This window comes from Allobosea sp. ASV33 (assembly GCF_016428755.1).
Lineage (GTDB): Bacteria > Pseudomonadota > Alphaproteobacteria > Rhizobiales > Beijerinckiaceae > Allobosea.
In genome coordinates, this window is sequence record NZ_JAELTI010000060.1 from 1 (window position 1) to 14,493 (window position 14,493).

The 14,493-nt window shown below is 62.0% G+C and carries 14 protein-coding genes, 1 tRNA gene and 1 pseudogene; 13 read left to right on the plus strand and 3 right to left on the minus strand.

Going from position 1 to position 14,493, the window contains the following annotated elements:
- Positions 1-167 precede the first annotated feature (167 nt).
- Positions 168-241: transfer RNA gene (locus JHD80_RS17215), tRNA-Gln, on the plus strand.
- Between the two features lie 94 nt (positions 242-335).
- Complete coding sequence (locus JHD80_RS17220; RefSeq protein ID WP_210339913.1) at positions 336-2,099, plus strand: site-specific integrase; 1,764 nt, start codon at positions 336-338, stop codon at positions 2,097-2,099.
- 767 nt (positions 2,100-2,866) lie between these two features.
- On the opposite strand, the gene JHD80_RS17225 is transcribed toward JHD80_RS17220, so the two are convergent.
- Both JHD80_RS17225 and JHD80_RS17230 read right to left on the minus strand, forming a co-directional pair.
- Positions 2,867-4,042 carry a hypothetical protein gene (locus JHD80_RS17225; RefSeq protein ID WP_199089741.1) on the minus strand — a complete coding sequence of 392 codons (1,176 nt, stop codon included), beginning with the start codon at positions 4,040-4,042 and terminating at the stop codon, positions 2,867-2,869.
- Entirely contained in the window at positions 4,039-4,917 is an 879-nt protein-coding gene (locus JHD80_RS17230) for an AAA family ATPase (RefSeq protein ID WP_199089743.1), read from the minus strand. Before JHD80_RS17230 ends, JHD80_RS17225 begins: the two co-directional genes overlap by 4 nt.
- A gap of 67 nt (positions 4,918-4,984) precedes the next feature.
- Between JHD80_RS17230 and JHD80_RS17235 the strand changes: the two genes are divergently transcribed.
- The 11 genes and pseudogenes from JHD80_RS17235 (at position 4,985) to JHD80_RS17285 (ending at position 12,936) form a co-directional block, all read left to right on the plus strand.
- On the plus strand, positions 4,985-5,419 hold the full coding sequence (locus JHD80_RS17235; protein ID WP_199089745.1) for a hypothetical protein: 435 nt from the start codon (positions 4,985-4,987) through the stop codon (positions 5,417-5,419).
- Positions 5,420-5,501: 82 nt separating this feature from the next.
- Positions 5,502-6,752, plus strand: a complete 1,251-nt coding sequence (locus tag JHD80_RS17240) for a hypothetical protein (protein ID WP_199089747.1) — start codon at positions 5,502-5,504, stop codon at positions 6,750-6,752.
- Between the two features lie 345 nt (positions 6,753-7,097).
- Positions 7,098-7,373, plus strand: a pseudogene (locus JHD80_RS29310) (PGN_0703 family putative restriction endonuclease); the annotation flags it as partial.
- Positions 7,374-7,437: 64 nt separating this feature from the next.
- Positions 7,438-8,088 (plus strand): PGN_0703 family putative restriction endonuclease, encoded by a 651-nt coding sequence (locus tag JHD80_RS17250; RefSeq protein WP_349237293.1) that lies wholly within the window; start codon positions 7,438-7,440, stop codon positions 8,086-8,088.
- The gene (locus tag JHD80_RS17255; RefSeq protein ID WP_199089753.1) at positions 8,085-8,438 is read left to right on the plus strand and encodes a DUF2958 domain-containing protein; all 354 of its coding nucleotides are present in this window, start codon (positions 8,085-8,087) and stop codon (positions 8,436-8,438) included. The genes JHD80_RS17250 and JHD80_RS17255 overlap by 4 nt, the downstream gene beginning before the upstream one ends.
- The gene (locus JHD80_RS17260; RefSeq protein WP_199089755.1) at positions 8,435-8,848 is read left to right on the plus strand and encodes a hypothetical protein; all 414 of its coding nucleotides are present in this window, start codon (positions 8,435-8,437) and stop codon (positions 8,846-8,848) included. The genes JHD80_RS17255 and JHD80_RS17260 overlap by 4 nt, the downstream gene beginning before the upstream one ends.
- 9 nt (positions 8,849-8,857) lie before the next feature.
- Complete coding sequence (locus JHD80_RS17265) at positions 8,858-9,121, plus strand: hypothetical protein (protein WP_199089757.1); 264 nt, start codon at positions 8,858-8,860, stop codon at positions 9,119-9,121.
- A gap of 132 nt (positions 9,122-9,253) precedes the next feature.
- Positions 9,254-9,811: a hypothetical protein gene (locus JHD80_RS17270; protein ID WP_199089759.1), complete on the plus strand. Its 558-nt coding sequence runs from the start codon at positions 9,254-9,256 to the stop codon at positions 9,809-9,811.
- A 29-nt stretch (positions 9,812-9,840) separates the two neighbouring features.
- The gene (locus tag JHD80_RS17275) at positions 9,841-11,169 is read left to right on the plus strand and encodes a 7-cyano-7-deazaguanine synthase (protein WP_248311615.1); all 1,329 of its coding nucleotides are present in this window, start codon (positions 9,841-9,843) and stop codon (positions 11,167-11,169) included.
- Positions 11,166-12,350 carry an XRE family transcriptional regulator gene (locus tag JHD80_RS17280; protein WP_199089778.1) on the plus strand — a complete coding sequence of 395 codons (1,185 nt, stop codon included), beginning with the start codon at positions 11,166-11,168 and terminating at the stop codon, positions 12,348-12,350. The genes JHD80_RS17275 and JHD80_RS17280 overlap by 4 nt, the downstream gene beginning before the upstream one ends.
- A complete protein-coding gene (locus JHD80_RS17285; protein WP_199089787.1) occupies positions 12,307-12,936 on the plus strand; it encodes a PIN domain-containing protein in 630 nt (209 codons plus the stop codon). The genes JHD80_RS17280 and JHD80_RS17285 overlap by 44 nt, the downstream gene beginning before the upstream one ends.
- A 33-nt stretch (positions 12,937-12,969) precedes the next feature.
- Here JHD80_RS17285 and JHD80_RS17290 read toward each other — a convergent pair whose 3' ends face one another.
- Positions 12,970-14,493: an AAA family ATPase gene (locus tag JHD80_RS17290; RefSeq protein ID WP_199089789.1), complete on the minus strand. Its 1,524-nt coding sequence runs from the start codon at positions 14,491-14,493 to the stop codon at positions 12,970-12,972.

Consider the following 14,493-nt stretch of genomic DNA (forward strand, 5'->3'; position numbering starts at 1 on the left):
GGCCCGGTCCGGGCCGTGGCCAAGGCGGGCATCTTTCCGAAGGCGGTGGATGACGGCGTTTCCGCGAAACGTTTTGCGCCGGCGATGAATTCTGCTCTTGCCAAGCCGGATCGCATTGATTAGACCCCGGCTCACCAACGCGGCGCGGCACCAAAGCGCCCCATCGTTGGGGGATCGTCTAACGGTAGGACCCCAGACTCTGACTCTGGTTGTCTAGGTTCGAATCCTAGTCCCCCAGCCACTTTTCCCGAAGTAGCTGATTTCAAAGCGGTTCTTCTGCCCTCTCCGGGCCGGCAAAGCGATTTGCCCGTCCGATTGCTACAAAGGGCACCGTTTTGGCGCGTCTCCTCCGCAACGTCGTCCAGCGCAACCGTATCTTCCATTTCCGCCGCGGCATTCCGCTCGACCTGCGCTCGCGCTTCGGGCGCCGAGAGATCACCTGCTCGCTGAGAACCTCCGAATTGCACCTCGCCGGCATTAGGGCGCGGGAGTTATATCTGGCGGCAGAATCGCTCTTCGAGGAAAGCCGCCGCAACCCCATGCTTTCAGACGATCAACTCGCGGCCATCGTGCAAGATTTCTACGGCCACGTCCTCGACCGGGAGAACAAGCTGCGGCTCAGGCATGGACGCGTCCCGGAAGAGGTTCGAATCCAGCGTGCCGAGTACTTTCGAGACGTGGCCCAACGGGCACGGACCGATCTGGGAGCCAATGAGTTCGGGACCGTCGCGTTCGTCACCGAGGCCATGCTGCGGAAGCACAACCTCGCCGGACAGCTCGACAAGACTGGCCGGGATCAGCTCTCTCAGGCGCTGATCCGAGGCGGTATTGACCTCGCGGAGGCTGTCCGGGCCCGCTACGAGGGCGACTTCAATTTCGAGCCCCGTGACAAGCTTTTGGCGCGCAAGGTTGAAGCTCTTTTTGCTCAACCGCGTGCTTCAGAGCAGCAGACCTCGGCTGCGCCAACAGAGGCGGTAGCAAATGAGACCGGGCCGCTGTTCACCAAAGCGGCTGCGGATTTTGTCGCCAAGCAGAAACTGATGCGCACTTGGGAGAACCAGACTGCCTTGCAGAACGAGAAGAGCTACGAGCTCCTCGAAGCCATCTGCGGCAATCGGCCGTTGCGCTCCTATACCCGTAAGGATGCAGCGACCTTCAAAGACGTGCTGCAACGGCTACCGTCGGACTACGGCAAGGCTTCTCAGTATGTGGGCAAGGCGCCTGCCGAGATTCTGGCGCTGGATGCCGAAACCGGCAGCAAAGGGCCGCGCCTCGCGACAAAGACCGTCAAACGGCATCTTTCCGCGCTATCCTCCCTCTGGGATGAAATGCATTCCCATGATGAGGCCGCAAAGGGAATTTTCTCAGGATTCAAGTTCTCGAAGCAGAAGCGCGCCCGAGATCAACGGGCTATGTGGTCGCGGGATGATTTGGAACGCTTATTCAAAACGCCGATCTGGACAGGTTGCCAATCCGCTGGGCGGAGGACCTTACCTGGCAGCATGATCATCCGCGACGAGCGCTTCTGGATTCCGCTCATCGCCGTATTCTCCGGCGCCCGCCAGGAGGAAATCTGTCAGCTCCAGATCGAAGACATTCAGCAGCAGGCTGGAATCTGGGTGTTCGACATCAACGCCAAGGGGGCGAAGCAGTTGAAGAACAAGTCGGCCGTCCGCATTGTTCCGATTCATCAGGAACTCATTCGCATCGGCTTTCTCAAATACGTCGAATCCCAGCGCAAGGCAGGGCAAGATCGCGTGTTCCCGAATTTGGGGCCGGGTGGCGCCGACGACCGATTCGGCCACGGCTTCACCAAATGGTTCACCCGCTATCGGCGCGCTGTTGGACTCTACGAGAAAGGCAGGGACTTTCATTCCTTCCGGCACAGCGCCACGACCTTCCTGCACCAAGGCCGCGCGGAGGATTCAACTATTGACCGTATAACGGGGCACACCACGCTGGGTGAGACAGGTCGCTACAATAAAGAAAGCTTTGTGACTCAATTGAAGGAGGCTATCGACAGAATCAACATCGAGGTCGATTTGTCGGCGCTTTACGACGAGCAGGGTGAAGTCGAGCCGCTCCCGCAAACGCTCTAGGATTGGCTCGGAAATGCCATGCTGCGCGCTGTGACACGCCTGCATTCGGCGCGATATGCGCTATACCTCCTGCAACCCTGCCAGCGCTCCTGCTGCCCTGCATTGCCCAACCGCGCTATCCAGCTGCCGCCGGCACCCTCGCCCCGAGTACAGACAATTCCCTGCCACGCTTCAGGTTCAGCAACATCCTCTTGGCGCTTCCCATTACCTGACAACCACATCGTTCCGCGCTTTGGTGCATCGCCAGCCCCCTATGGGCTCCGGTCCGTGACGCTAGCCAGGCGAAATCAGGGAACCGCCGGACATTCGCCGAAGGGCATCGGTAAAAAAAGCGACTTGGGCGACCAAGTCGCAGGAGGGAGCATCCGGGTTGCCCCGACTCCCAGACGATCGAGCCGTCGATGGATGGTGCGGCCCGATCCGTCCGCGCCAGATCAGAAGACGCGTGTAAAGGCCGACCGCCTGACCCCGGCCTACCCGTAGCAGGGTTACGCAACCATCCAGCGGCTTGCCGACGGCATGGCTCCGAGGTTCGGAACCGAGATCGGTCAGTCGAGGCTTCGCCGCCGCCAGGCGAAGCCTTGCCTTCGGCAAGGGCAGCCCACCTCAAGCAATCACCAAGGTTGGGGGGCAAGAGGAATATCTAATCCTCTCCCTGGAGCAAGCCGGCCAATATAATATATAAGCCAAGGGAAGCGGTGACTTACTGAATAGTCCCGAACTACGTCACCCCTGCCGCGGTTCATCAACGGCACGGATCAGATCGGTCAAAGCTCCTGAGGCAGCCACCACCCCCGCCATGACCTTGGCCGCTGGCGCGGGTCCTCCGGCCACGACGACCGAAGCCGTTCGAGTTCAGCCTCCCGGACTTCGTCATGAAGCGGGTCGCGATCTTCTGGCCAATGCGCCATGATTAAGGCGCGCTTCTGGTCACGTTCATTGAGCTCGCGGAGACGTTCATCATGTTCGGGGAGTTCCCATCCCGTCGTCAGCGCCGACCAGGCCTGATCCCGGAAGGCCGAGAGGCACGCTAGGCGCTCGCGGCGCGCACGAGCCTGGGCACTGGCGCCAATCGTCTCGGAGATCCGGTAGCGCTGCGCGAGCGGCAGCGCCTGGCCCGGACGACGCAGAACGGGCGGAACACCAAGCAGATCGACAAGCCACCGCCTCCTGCCTTCATGGACGATTTCAAGAGTCGGATCCAGAGCACCAGCAAGGCCGCGGACGAGGCGCCAATGCCGGCGGACCTGGCATTTCGTGTCGGGATGTTCCGTCATACGGATATGAACGGCACGGCGGTCGCGCCGCGTGCCGAAGCGCCGTTCGATAAACCCGTCGATCCAGTCTCGCATGGCATCGGCCCACAGTGGCGGAATATGGCAGATGATCGCCGTCGTGAATCCGTCGCGGTCGGTCTTACGGTGTCGATAGATGGAATGCAGCCGTGCTTGCACACCGGCGAGACGCCGAAACTGTTGAGTCGCTTCATGGATAAGATCTGACGCCTCAATGGCTCCGTGCGCTTCGTCGCGACCCAGCAAATCGTGGCGCAGGACGATAAGCGTGTTGAAGTGGACGCCAAAGAGCTGCGGAAGGGCGCTAGCGGCGTCGAACACGGCCGCCGCCGTGTCCCGCGACCAATAATCCGGGCTATTCTCATTCCCCTTCGTCGCCCGCGGCTTGCGAAGACGCGCCCGACGTTTCTGAGGTCGGTTTGCCGGCGCCGGAGCAGTGAGGCTCGGCGCCTTGCTCAGGAGGCCAGCAAACTTGATCGCGTCGGCGACGAGCGATGCCGGCGTCACGATCGCGGCCGGAGCCCAGAAATCGATGGCGGCCTCCCAGAGCTGGTTTTCGGAAAGCCCGGCAGCGCATGCGCGCGCCCTCATGCCCTTGACGATGGCGGCCCGCTCCTCCGCCTTCATCCCACGGAAGATCGCGCTCATGAGCGAAGCTTGAGCACATCGCGACGATAGAGGTCGACGATGCCGGCATGGATGAGCTCTCGCTTCTGGGCGGGAGTATCCTGCCAGGCGTCCAGCACGGCGATCGCGTCGCCGGCCCCGTTGTCGAGCTCGGCCTGCAGGAAAGCCGTGAGCCGATCGCAAAAATCCAGACCGAAGCGACGACGAACGCCATCGGCCGTCACCGCACCGTTCTGCGTGGCGTCTTCGAGGAGCTTCACCAGCTCTCTCACATGGCCGCCGGCAAGCTCGGCGATCAGATCAAGCGCTTCGGGTTCGGCCTGCATCTGTTCTTGGGCACAGATGTCGACGAGATGTCTGACTGCCGTCGCCGGATTGATCAGGTCGAGTTGATGGTCGGAGCAGCGATCCCGGATCGTCAGCGGAATCTTGGCGATCTCGGTCGTCAGGAAGATGAAGACGTTCCGGCGCGGCCGTTCCAGAACCGTCAGAAGGCTCTCAAATCCTTTCCTGGGCAATCCGTGCGCTTCGTCAAACAGGAAGACACGGTGATCAGCCCCCATTGGGTTTGATCGCGACAACTCGACAAGGCTGGCAACCGCTGCGGCGTCCAACGTTGGGGAGTTCAGCGAAACGCAGTTCAGCGGATTGCCGGCTGCGAAATCCTGGCAGGCACTACACCGCCAACACGGTGAGCGTGACGCAGGCCGATTCTCGCAGAGCAGCGCAGCCGCGTAGAGCCGTGCGAGGGTCGTCTTTCCGGTTCCCTTCGGCCCATGCATCACGACGCTACCGGCGGCCGGCTTGCCGAGTTGAGCCAGGCACCAGCTCACGGTCTTGGCTTGGCCGAGAACGGCTTCGAATGTCGTCGGCCTGTATTTCTCGGACAGTGTCATTCCCGGCTTCCCTTGCAAGCAGGCCATTGATTGATATGTATGGCTACAATCAATTAGGGCAAGTGCGATGCAGAAATTGCAGCAGCGGGCCGAGCGCATGGCGCGCTCCGATGCCAATCGGGCTGAGGTTTATGAATACCTGCGCGAGCGTGGCCGGCCGCTGCTCATCGACGCGGCCGAAGACGGCCGTGTCCCTGCCGCCGCCGTCAGCAGCGCCCTGATCGACCTGTTTGGCAAATCGGCCATGACCGCGCCGATGATGCGCCAATTCTGCGGTCTCGCTTGCGCGGCGATCCTCTCGGAAGAGGGCTTCGAGGTCGATCAGACCGGCGTTCGTGTGGCCAAGGATCCGCTGTTCTCGTTCGGGGCGACCTATCGTCGTCGTTCAGCAACCGCGACCGAGACGTCTTCTCTCATCACCCGGATCATCGACACGCTGAACGAAGTCGAGCTGCGCGAGGCCGAAGCGCTGATCCGCGCCCGTCTCCAGGCGCTCCACTGAAGCGCTGATAAACCCCACCATTACATAGAGGAGGTCGATCTTGAGGCCGAGATACAGGAGCGATTTTGACGCGGACGAGCATGTGAAGCCGGAGTTCTGGTTCGCAAATGGCGAGCCTTCCACCGAGATGACCGGCAGCGGCGATCTTGCCATCTTCAAGATGCCCGGCAGCCTTTTCCGCAATGTGCTGAGCGAAGCCCGGCTTTGTGGAGAGGTCGACCTGGATTCGGATCAGCGCGCGATCTTCGCCATCTCGCAAGATGGCTTCTCGGTCTCGATGCGTCGACGCTCGGTGTTCGCGCGTGCCCGCGTTCCGTTGGTCGACGCGGCAGCCATCATTCCCACGAGCGAGATCTCTTTTGAGTATCCGCTAGCTCTCATCGACCGCTTGGTGGAGAACACGACCGTCATCGCCCAGCGCATCGAGACGCATACCCAGAACTGGGGCGTCCGCGTGCTCCCCGGCCATGCCAACATCAATCTTACGTTGAGTGAGCCCGATCCTGGCGACATCAAGCCGTGGCGCATTGCCGACCGCCGTCTTGTCGCCAAGGTCGATCCAAAAGTGCTTCGCGAGGCTTTGACCTTTGCCGCCTTGGGGGCGAACAAGGGCGGCGCCGGACAATTCTCCAGCGTTGAGATCAAGGACGGTGTCGCGCGGGGTTGCTCGCTCAATGCGATCGCTTGCGCGTCCGCCGAGGCTTTGGTCGGGGTCGTTCTCTCGCTGGCGGCGAATGATGTCCCGCATGCCTGCCGGATCCTCAAGCGTATGAATCCGCAGGACACGCAGCTCTGGGAGGCCGGCGAGTTTCGGTTCATCACGAGCGGCAATCTCGAACTCGCGGTAATGATCCCGAAGGTGAGCCAGCCTACGATTCCTGCCTCCCTTACATCACCGTTCGACGATGCGATCGAGCTGAAGCAAGACCCGTTGCTGCTTGGTTTGGGGATCGCGGGGCCTCTCGGAGGCAAGGGGTTCAAGGTCGAGCTCGATTTCGAGCGCCAAGATGAGCGCGTTCTGTGGAAGGCACAGAACGCACGCGGTCGATTCAGCCACGGCGCGCCCATCCTCTTGGCGGAAGAGGCCGACGGGCTGTCCGAGCAGGATGGAGAGCGCGCGGGTGCTCGGCCGGAGCGCCTTCAGCCTTTAGCAGGACGCGTCGACCATCAGGCCATCGAGAGGGTACTGGCCGCCATGAAGTTCCCAGAGAAGGTGAAGCTCAAGGCTACCCGGAACATGCTGATGCTGGAAGGCGCCCATGACGGGCTGCAGTTGCGAGCCGCGCTCTCGACCCTCGGGGGTGACGACGACGATGTTTCGAACAAAGAGTGAGACGAACCGATAGGGAGGCTATTTCGAACTGAATATGAGACTTATGCCGCACCCTAAAATAGACAAGAATCGACCTATTTATTTGAAAATAAATAGAATTTCTGGAATTTGACGCCAAGAATCAGCCTTTCCACCCGCCTGCCGGGAGACCGCTCGGCAGGCGGGAGGCTTCTCCGCAAGAGGAGCGCGTTTCCGGCGTCAGTGTCAATTTCCAAACGGCGTCCCTGAACCTCCGCCACACCGCAACAGGCAGGAGGCCTCATGGCGCCCGACGTTCTCGAACCGCTTCCGTTCGTCCCGCTGCTGCCGGAGGAACTCCTCCGCAAGCACCATGTCCATGAGCCCATGGACCACCGCTTCCGTTCGGCGGCCCGGCTCCTTCAGAGCCTGTGGCGCGAGGACCGCGAGCTGCCGATCGGCCACTATCGCATCGACGGCAAACGCAGGAAGCTCGGCTCGCGCATTAGCCACGTCGCCGCGCGTGCCGGCGCCAACTTCATGGCACCGGCCATCACCGCGCTGGTCCGCCGCGAGTTGGCCTATCGCGAGCCCGCCGCGATGATCGACGAGGGCCGGCTCTACGGCAACTTGCTAAGCTCGATGCCGCTGGCCTTCAACCTCTTCGGCTTGCTCCAAGCTCGACCTTGCCTTCGCCTCCCGCGTCCTCCGCGAACTCTTCCCCGATTTGAAGGGCGCCGAGGTTCGGGCCGTGCTGTTCGAGCATTCGCCCGGCCGCGGCAATCCGGCCCTCACCGGCGATCACAGCGCCTTCGACGTGCTCCTCCGCTACGAAAAGTCGAACGGAACCAGAGGCTTCGTCGCGATTGAGGTGAAGTATTCCGAGTCCTGCCAGGAACCGGTCCCGGCGATCCGGCCGCGTTATGACGACCTGGCCGAGGTCTCCGGCCTGTTCATCGAGCCCCGCAAGCCGGCGCTGAAGGCCAATCCCTACCAGCAGCTGTATCGAGAGCATCTGCTCGCGCAGGCGATGTTGATGCGCGGCGACACCGACGAGGGCAGGTTCGTCGTCGTCTCTCCGCAGCTCAACAACCTCATTTCGGCTGCCGTCCTCGGCTACCAGGCCGAGCTCAAGCCGGCCGGCGAGGATCAGGTCGGCTTCGCCAGCATCACCCTGGAAGACACCATCGTCGCCCTCGCCATGGCCGGCGAGGAAGAGTACGCGGCCAGGCTGTATCGCCGGTATTCCGACTTCCAGCTCGTCGACGGCGAACTCAACCTGTTCTGGGCCGGCGACGGGCCGATCGGGACGGCAGGCGAGCTCGCCGCCGTGACGGCCGCCGGCCCCCTCAAGCTCCTGCCGGGAGGACGCGCATGAGCGCGCCCTTCATCATCCCACAGGCCGAGCGCGAGCGCCTGCTCGCCAACGGCCGGCTCAGCGCCGCGGGCGAAGAGCTCGATCCGCTCCCCGTCGTGAAACTGTTCACGCCGGACGCCGACGCGACCTGGCTCCTGACCGAGCTCGATCCGGATGATCCGGGTATCGCGTTCGCGTTGTGCGATCTCGGCCTTGGCTCGCCGGAGTTGGGCTCCGTCTCGCTGGCCGAGCTCGCCAGCGTCCGCGGACGCCTCGGCTTGCCGATCGAGCGGGACGAACACTTCCGCCCAGACAGGCCGCTCTCCGCCTATGCGGTGGAAGCCCGCGCCCAGGGAAGGATCATCACGTGAGCGATAGCCCAGGCCACGAGGCCGCCTGGCTCGATCGGGTTCGTGCCGGGGACTTCTCCGCCATGCCGGAGGCCTTCTCCTGGGAAGCCTCCGGCGCCTTCGCCCATCTCCTGCACGGCTACGATGTTTCATCGGCGCTCGATTTCGGCGAACTCGCCTTCTGGGCGAATGAGCAGGCGGACGAGGCAGCCATGGCAGGTTCGTGGCGGGGCACGGCCATCGAGCTCTGGCTCTGCCTGTTCTACGAGCATCGCCGCTTTCGGCATTTCGGCTTCGAGCCGGTCGGCGCCGATCGCGACCTGATCGCTCAGCTCTGGCAGCAACTCCGCAGCCAGCTTCAGGTCATCGGCGACGAGGAGCGCGCCGCCATCCTCGGGCAGATCGCCGCCAGCGCGCCCAAGATGCGATAGGGGGGCACCATGCTCGGCAACATCATCGATCACCGTACCGACAAGCTCAATCCGCATGTCGATGTCGTCTATGAGCCCAGCATTCATGACGACCGGCGCCGCCGTAGCGAGCCTTTCTTCGATTGGGACGAGACGGCCAACAGCGGCACCTACTTCGCCGTGGTCTGGCAGTACGGCACCACCCTTCGTGAGGCAGTCCTGCGGGCAGAACGGGACTGGCCGTTCCCGGTCACCGCCTATCTCTACGACCGCGGCTCGGCGCCGGCCGGGTGACGTAGGGGCCCAAAAAGACCTTCCTCAGACTGTCAGACAGGCGACACAGACTCCCCATTGTAAGCCCCACATCATACAAGATTTGACATTGTCAGCTTTTGTGCGATCTAATCCTGACATGGAGATCGCGCCATGAGTGACGGCCCTCACAGAAGCCTGCCGCTGCGTCCTCACTGGAAGACGTTGGCGCGCCGCGCCGCTAAAGCAGCTCACTCGCCCGATGAGGTGGCTGAGGCGCTTCCGTTCGCCCTCAAGCGCGAACTCCTCCAGGCCCCGCTTAAGGCAATCCGTGAGATCATGTGTGGGGACACGCTCTTTCCGTCGATGCGGATCGAGCAGCTGGAGGCGCTACGCGCGAAATATCCTGGTGTGGCACCCGCTAATCTTGCCATCGACTGCGCTGTCGCCGCCGTTTCAAATGGCATCATGGGGGAAGAAGGCGCGCAGGCCGCAGTAAGTGCAGCCCTTGCTGACACGATGCACAGCGCACTCCGCGCCACTGAAGAACATTATCAGCGCGAGGCGAGCCCGCGCAGCAGCAGCTATGTCCGCCAGCGCCTCGATGCGGCGCGCCAGAAGGTCAACTGCGGCGCTCTTGCTCGTGAGCTGTTGTCCGGCAACACCCCGCCCAAGCAGCGTGCTGTCACTCTCCCCACCCGCAAGGGCGTTGATGAAGGGCCGCCTCTATGACCGTTCACGCCTACAACCCTAGAATCCCAATGCATGACATCGATGTCGTCGAGTTGGGTGGACAGTCGCGCAAAGGGCGCACGGCGTTCGACCTCGGGCGGGACCTCAAATTCTCCACGGCAGCCCTGGAGTCGTATGCCTTCGCCCGCTGGGAGCCGCTCATTTACGACGCGATGATGCTGGCTGCCGCGGTCGAGTATGCCGACCGCTCAACCCGGCGCCCGTCGCTGGGCTGGACGCGGACGCTAACTCTCCGGCTGCCAGTACATGCGCCGCAAAGATGGGCCGCACCGGATATAGCCGGCAGGCTCCAAGAAGCTCTGCGGTTCCTGACGGGAGACGCCTGGACGATCGAGTTCGTGAAGAGGCGCAGCGACGCGCCGTCCCCGACGCAGCAGTGCCTGCAACTGCCGGTGAAAACCAAAGCCGTGATCGCGTACAGCGAAGGCATGGATTCCCGTGCTGTCGCTGGTCTGATGGCGGCGACCCTCGGTGAGCAACTGGTACGCGTCCGCGTTGGTCCGAAAGCCGCAGGCCTGCCCGGCAAGGGCGAGCGCGAGCCGTTTGCAACCGTTCCCTATACCGTTTCGGCAAGAGGAGAATCGAGCGCGCGAAGCCGGGGGTTCAAGTTCGCACTCATCAGCGGTCTTGCCGCCTACCTGACGGAAGCGGAAGAAATCATTGTTCCCGAGAGCGGCCAAGGTGCCTTCGGCCCGGCACTGGTGACCGCTGCTCATGCCTATCCCGACTATCGCAATCACCCCCTTTTCCTAAAGCGTATGGAGCGGTTCCTCGCCGCATTGTTCGAGCGCCCCTTCAAATTTTCATCGCCCCGGCTCTGGCACACCAAGGGCGAGACCCTTAAAGCCTACACCGCTCTGCTCGGCAGCGAATCCTGGCGCGATACGAAATCGTGCTGGCGCGGCGCGCAATGGAGCACGCTGAACGGGAAGCTGACGCAGTGCGGCATCTGCGCTGCCTGCATGCTTCGCCGGATGAGCGTTCACGCCGCCGGATTGGAGGAGCCCGAAGGCACGTATGTTTGCGACGACCTGACGGCGGGGACGATCGACGGCTCGGTGCATAACGACTTCAAGAGAATGAGCCAGGCGTTCCGCGAGTACGCGATCGCCGGGACGCTTCATCTCGACCACCTCGCGGACATGGCCGCCACCGGCAATCGCACTGCGGTTGAGCGCCACGCGATCATCACAGCGCCATCCCTTGGCATGGCGGCCAAGGAGATGGGGGATCTGCTCGGAGGTGTGCTCGACCGGCACGCCGCCGAGTGGGGGATGTTTATCAAGAGTGCAGGAGCGCGTTCCTTCCTCAGGCAGTGGACGCGGCAAGATCAATGAACGGCATGCCAGAGCGACTGAGCGATGTGGAAATTGGCGAGCGGTTACGGCTTGCGCGCGAAGGCGCGAAGCTGACGCAGTCCCAGGCTGCCGATCTCATCGGGGCCGCACGTACGACGATTGTCGCTATAGAGCAGGGCAAACGCCGTATTCAGATGAACGAACTGCAGAAACTCGCGACGGCCTACCGCACTTCGGCTAACGCGATCCTGCGGCGGGAGGCCGTCCATCTCGACTTGGTTCCCCGGTTTCGCAAACTGGAGGACAGCAAGGACAATGACATCGAACGTGCGACGCGCCTGCTCAACAGCCTTGTTCGCGCAGAAGTCGAACTCGAGAATGCCCTCGGCGTATCCCGGGCGAGAAACTATCCGCCCGAGCGTCCGCTGCTGCCAGGAGATGTTCGTTCGCAGGCCGAGCAGGATGCGCAGGAACTGCGCGAATGGCTTGGGCTTGGCGCGGGACCGGTCGCGGATATTGTCTCCCTTCTAGATTTGCAGCTGGGCATTCGTGTTTACGTTCGGCCCCTGGATGGCAAGGTATCGGGACTGTTCGCCTATGACGAGGCGGCTGGCGCCTGCATCCTTCTGAACGCGAACCATCCCCCCGAGAGGCTGACCCAGACGGGCGTTCACGAACTCGCACACGTCGTCTCGACCCGCCGGCAGCCAGAGGTTCTGACCGACGATGAGAAGTTCGCCTCGCGCGAAGAGCGCTACGCGAATATCTTTCAGCGCAATTTCATCACGCCGAGCCGGGCCGTGCGTCAGCGTTTCGCTGAAATCACCGCTGGCCAGTCCCACCTGACCCGCCGGCACATTATTATCCTCGCCAACGCTTTCGGCGTTTCTCGCGAAGCGATGGTGCGCCGGCTGGAAGAGCTAAAGCTGGCGCGCGATGGTACCTGGGATTGGTTCCAAGAGCATGGCGGAATAACCGACGCACAGGTACGCGAAGTACTCGGCGATCTGCCCGGCCGCGCCGATATCACGGTCCTGGCAAGAGGTCTCGCCCCGCCGCGCCTAGCATTGCTTGCCCGCGAAGCATGGAAGAAGGAACTATACAGCGAAGGGCAGCTTGCGCGCCTGCTAGAACTTGACCGGCACGGTATCCGTGAACTGCTCGACGGTGCGGAACGTGAAGAAAGCGAAGCTGATGAACGCATCAAAATTCTTCGCTAGTCCTCCGTCCGTTCTCGTCGCCGATGCGAGCATTGTCATCAACCTGAATGCCTCGGGCCGGGCGTCCGAGATCATCAGGGCACTCCCTCACCGTGTCGTCGTAACGAGCAATGCCGTAATTGAGCTTGAAGCGGGCGAGCGCAACGGCCACGGCGACGCCCGGCAGCTTCGTGATCTGATCGGCGCCGGCCTTGTAGCGCGCGCGGAGATCGGCAGCATCGGCCTACCGGTTTACGAGAGTCTGATTGACGGCTCGGCCCGGCTCACACTCGATGACGGTGAAGCCGCGACGATTGCCTGCGCAGCGGAGTTGGGAGGCTTCGCCCTGCTCGATGAACGTAAGGCGCGTAATCTCTGTGCCGCCTCGTTCGCTTCCCTTCCGCTCGGCTGTACAGCTGAACTATTGATGCACCCCGCCGTAGTAACCGCTCTTGCGATGAATCACGTCGCAGCAGTTGTTCGCGCGTTACAGGTGGGTCGTATGCGTGTTCCGCCGGAGTTCGCCAGTGACATCGCAGGTCTGATTGGGCCGGAACATGCCGGAGCCTGCATCAGCTTGCCAAAGAGTGTTCGGCGGACAGCATAGTTTCTGCGTATCTATGGCCTGGTGCTGAGCTAACTAGCTCCGCAGCGTCGTCATCAACGTCTCGACGGCATCAATAGCGGCGATCACCTCGGCTTCGTTGAGCGAAGTCGTGGGGTCGTGCGAGAGCGGGTTAAGGATGCGCGCCTGATGCGGCGTGATCGCCGCCAGCGCGTCGAGTTTCGGCCGATCCCCGGCGAGCTTGCCTTCAAGACCGGTCTTGAGCTGTTCGAAGGTTATCTTCTTGGGATCGGGTTTGTAATGGAAGTTTACTTTTTTGTCCTCGCACTGCTTCCGTAACAGCAATTCGCAAGCAGACCGGGCGTAGTTCGCAGCGGCCGGCAGGTGCTTCTGGACGATAAATTCGCGAGCCTGCTTAAGCGTGGCCTTCACGATGTCGGACGGAACGGGACGGAGATAAGGCGTGGCTTCGCCGGTTATGGCGACCATTTCGTACATCTCGTGGCAAGTCCATCGATCAGCAGGAATGGCGGCGCGGACAACTTCGAACCAATGGCGGTCGTGGGTGAGCAGCACGATCTGCCAATCGGAAAAATGCTTTTCCAGTACGGCGAGCAGAGGCCGGCGATTGGCGTAGTCAAGACCGACGAGCACATCGTCCAGCACCAGCAACTTAAGTGCCGGTGACGGCGCCGAAGGGACACAAGCAAGCCGCCCTGCGAGATAGAAGGCGAGCGCCAAGGCAGAGAGCCGCGCTTCGTTCAAGAAATGTTGCGGCTGTTGCGGATAGTAGCCGCGGAACGCCAATTTTGCGAACAGCTCCTTGCCAATAAAACCACGATCCTTCTTCAGCCGCGCATCATTGTAGCGGACAGTCCCACGCTCGAACGCCTCAATCCTCATTTCCGCTCGGCCAAGATCGGTAAGGAGCGCGTTAATGATAGGCAGCATGGCATCCAGCGCCGCTTCCAGGCTGGCGTTAAACGTCTCACAGGCCGCCTGGACCGGGATCAAGTAGTCTCCACTCAAAGAGTGGACAAACGGCTTTGCACGTTCAGTCTCTGTCCAGCGCTCGGCGATAGTTTTACCAGATATCGCGTCCGTGAAATCGGCAAGCAGGATTTCGATGGCGAGAGTAAACAGGTTCGGACGACGCTGACCGTGGAAGGCGTTGGTTTCTAGAAGCGCATGATAGTCGAGGAAGGAACTGCGCAGCGCCGCCAGCGCGATGCGCGAGTCCGCCGTAGGTAGACCAGGATGTCGAGCCTCAGTCCATTCGAGTTGCGAGGCGCCATCGTTGAAAGTGACGGCGATACGTGGTGTTAGAACTGGATCGAGCAGATGGACGTGGGCATTGCTTTTCAGAGCGTCGCGGCGCGGACGCCGGGCAAATAGATCGCGAAGCGCCTTGTAGATCGAAGACTTGCCCGCACCGTTTTCTCCGTAAACGATCAGGTTCCGGCCTTGAACGGGGATTTCCAACTCAGCGCTGAACGCCCGATAGGCGCGCAACGACAGGCTTTCGATCCTAAGTGGCTGCGGGGGCGGCGCTTCAGCCGTCGCCTCTGAAGCAACCTGTTCTCCGCCGCCCTCCGCCAT

Bases quoted from the DNA above. Each gene is read 5' to 3' on its own strand.
- JHD80_RS17235 (WP_199089745.1), top strand. From the start codon at position 4,985: ATGCAGAAATTGCAGCAGCGGGCCGAGCGCATGGCGCGCTCCGATGCC.
- JHD80_RS17265 (WP_199089757.1), top strand. From the start codon at position 8,858: ATGCTCGGCAACATCATCGATCACCGTACCGACAAGCTCAATCCGCAT.
- JHD80_RS17280 (WP_199089778.1), top strand. From the start codon at position 11,166: ATGAACGGCATGCCAGAGCGACTGAGCGATGTGGAAATTGGCGAGCGG.
- JHD80_RS17290 (WP_199089789.1), bottom strand. From the start codon at position 14,493: ATGGCGGAGGGCGGCGGAGAACAGGTTGCTTCAGAGGCGACGGCTGAA.
- JHD80_RS17270 (WP_199089759.1), top strand. From the start codon at position 9,254: ATGAGTGACGGCCCTCACAGAAGCCTGCCGCTGCGTCCTCACTGGAAG.
- JHD80_RS17225 (WP_199089741.1), bottom strand. From the start codon at position 4,042: ATGAGCGCGATCTTCCGTGGGATGAAGGCGGAGGAGCGGGCCGCCATC.
- JHD80_RS17275 (WP_248311615.1), top strand. From the start codon at position 9,841: ATGCATGACATCGATGTCGTCGAGTTGGGTGGACAGTCGCGCAAAGGG.
- JHD80_RS17230 (WP_199089743.1), bottom strand. From the start codon at position 4,917: ATGACACTGTCCGAGAAATACAGGCCGACGACATTCGAAGCCGTTCTC.
- JHD80_RS17255 (WP_199089753.1), top strand. From the start codon at position 8,085: ATGAGCGCGCCCTTCATCATCCCACAGGCCGAGCGCGAGCGCCTGCTC.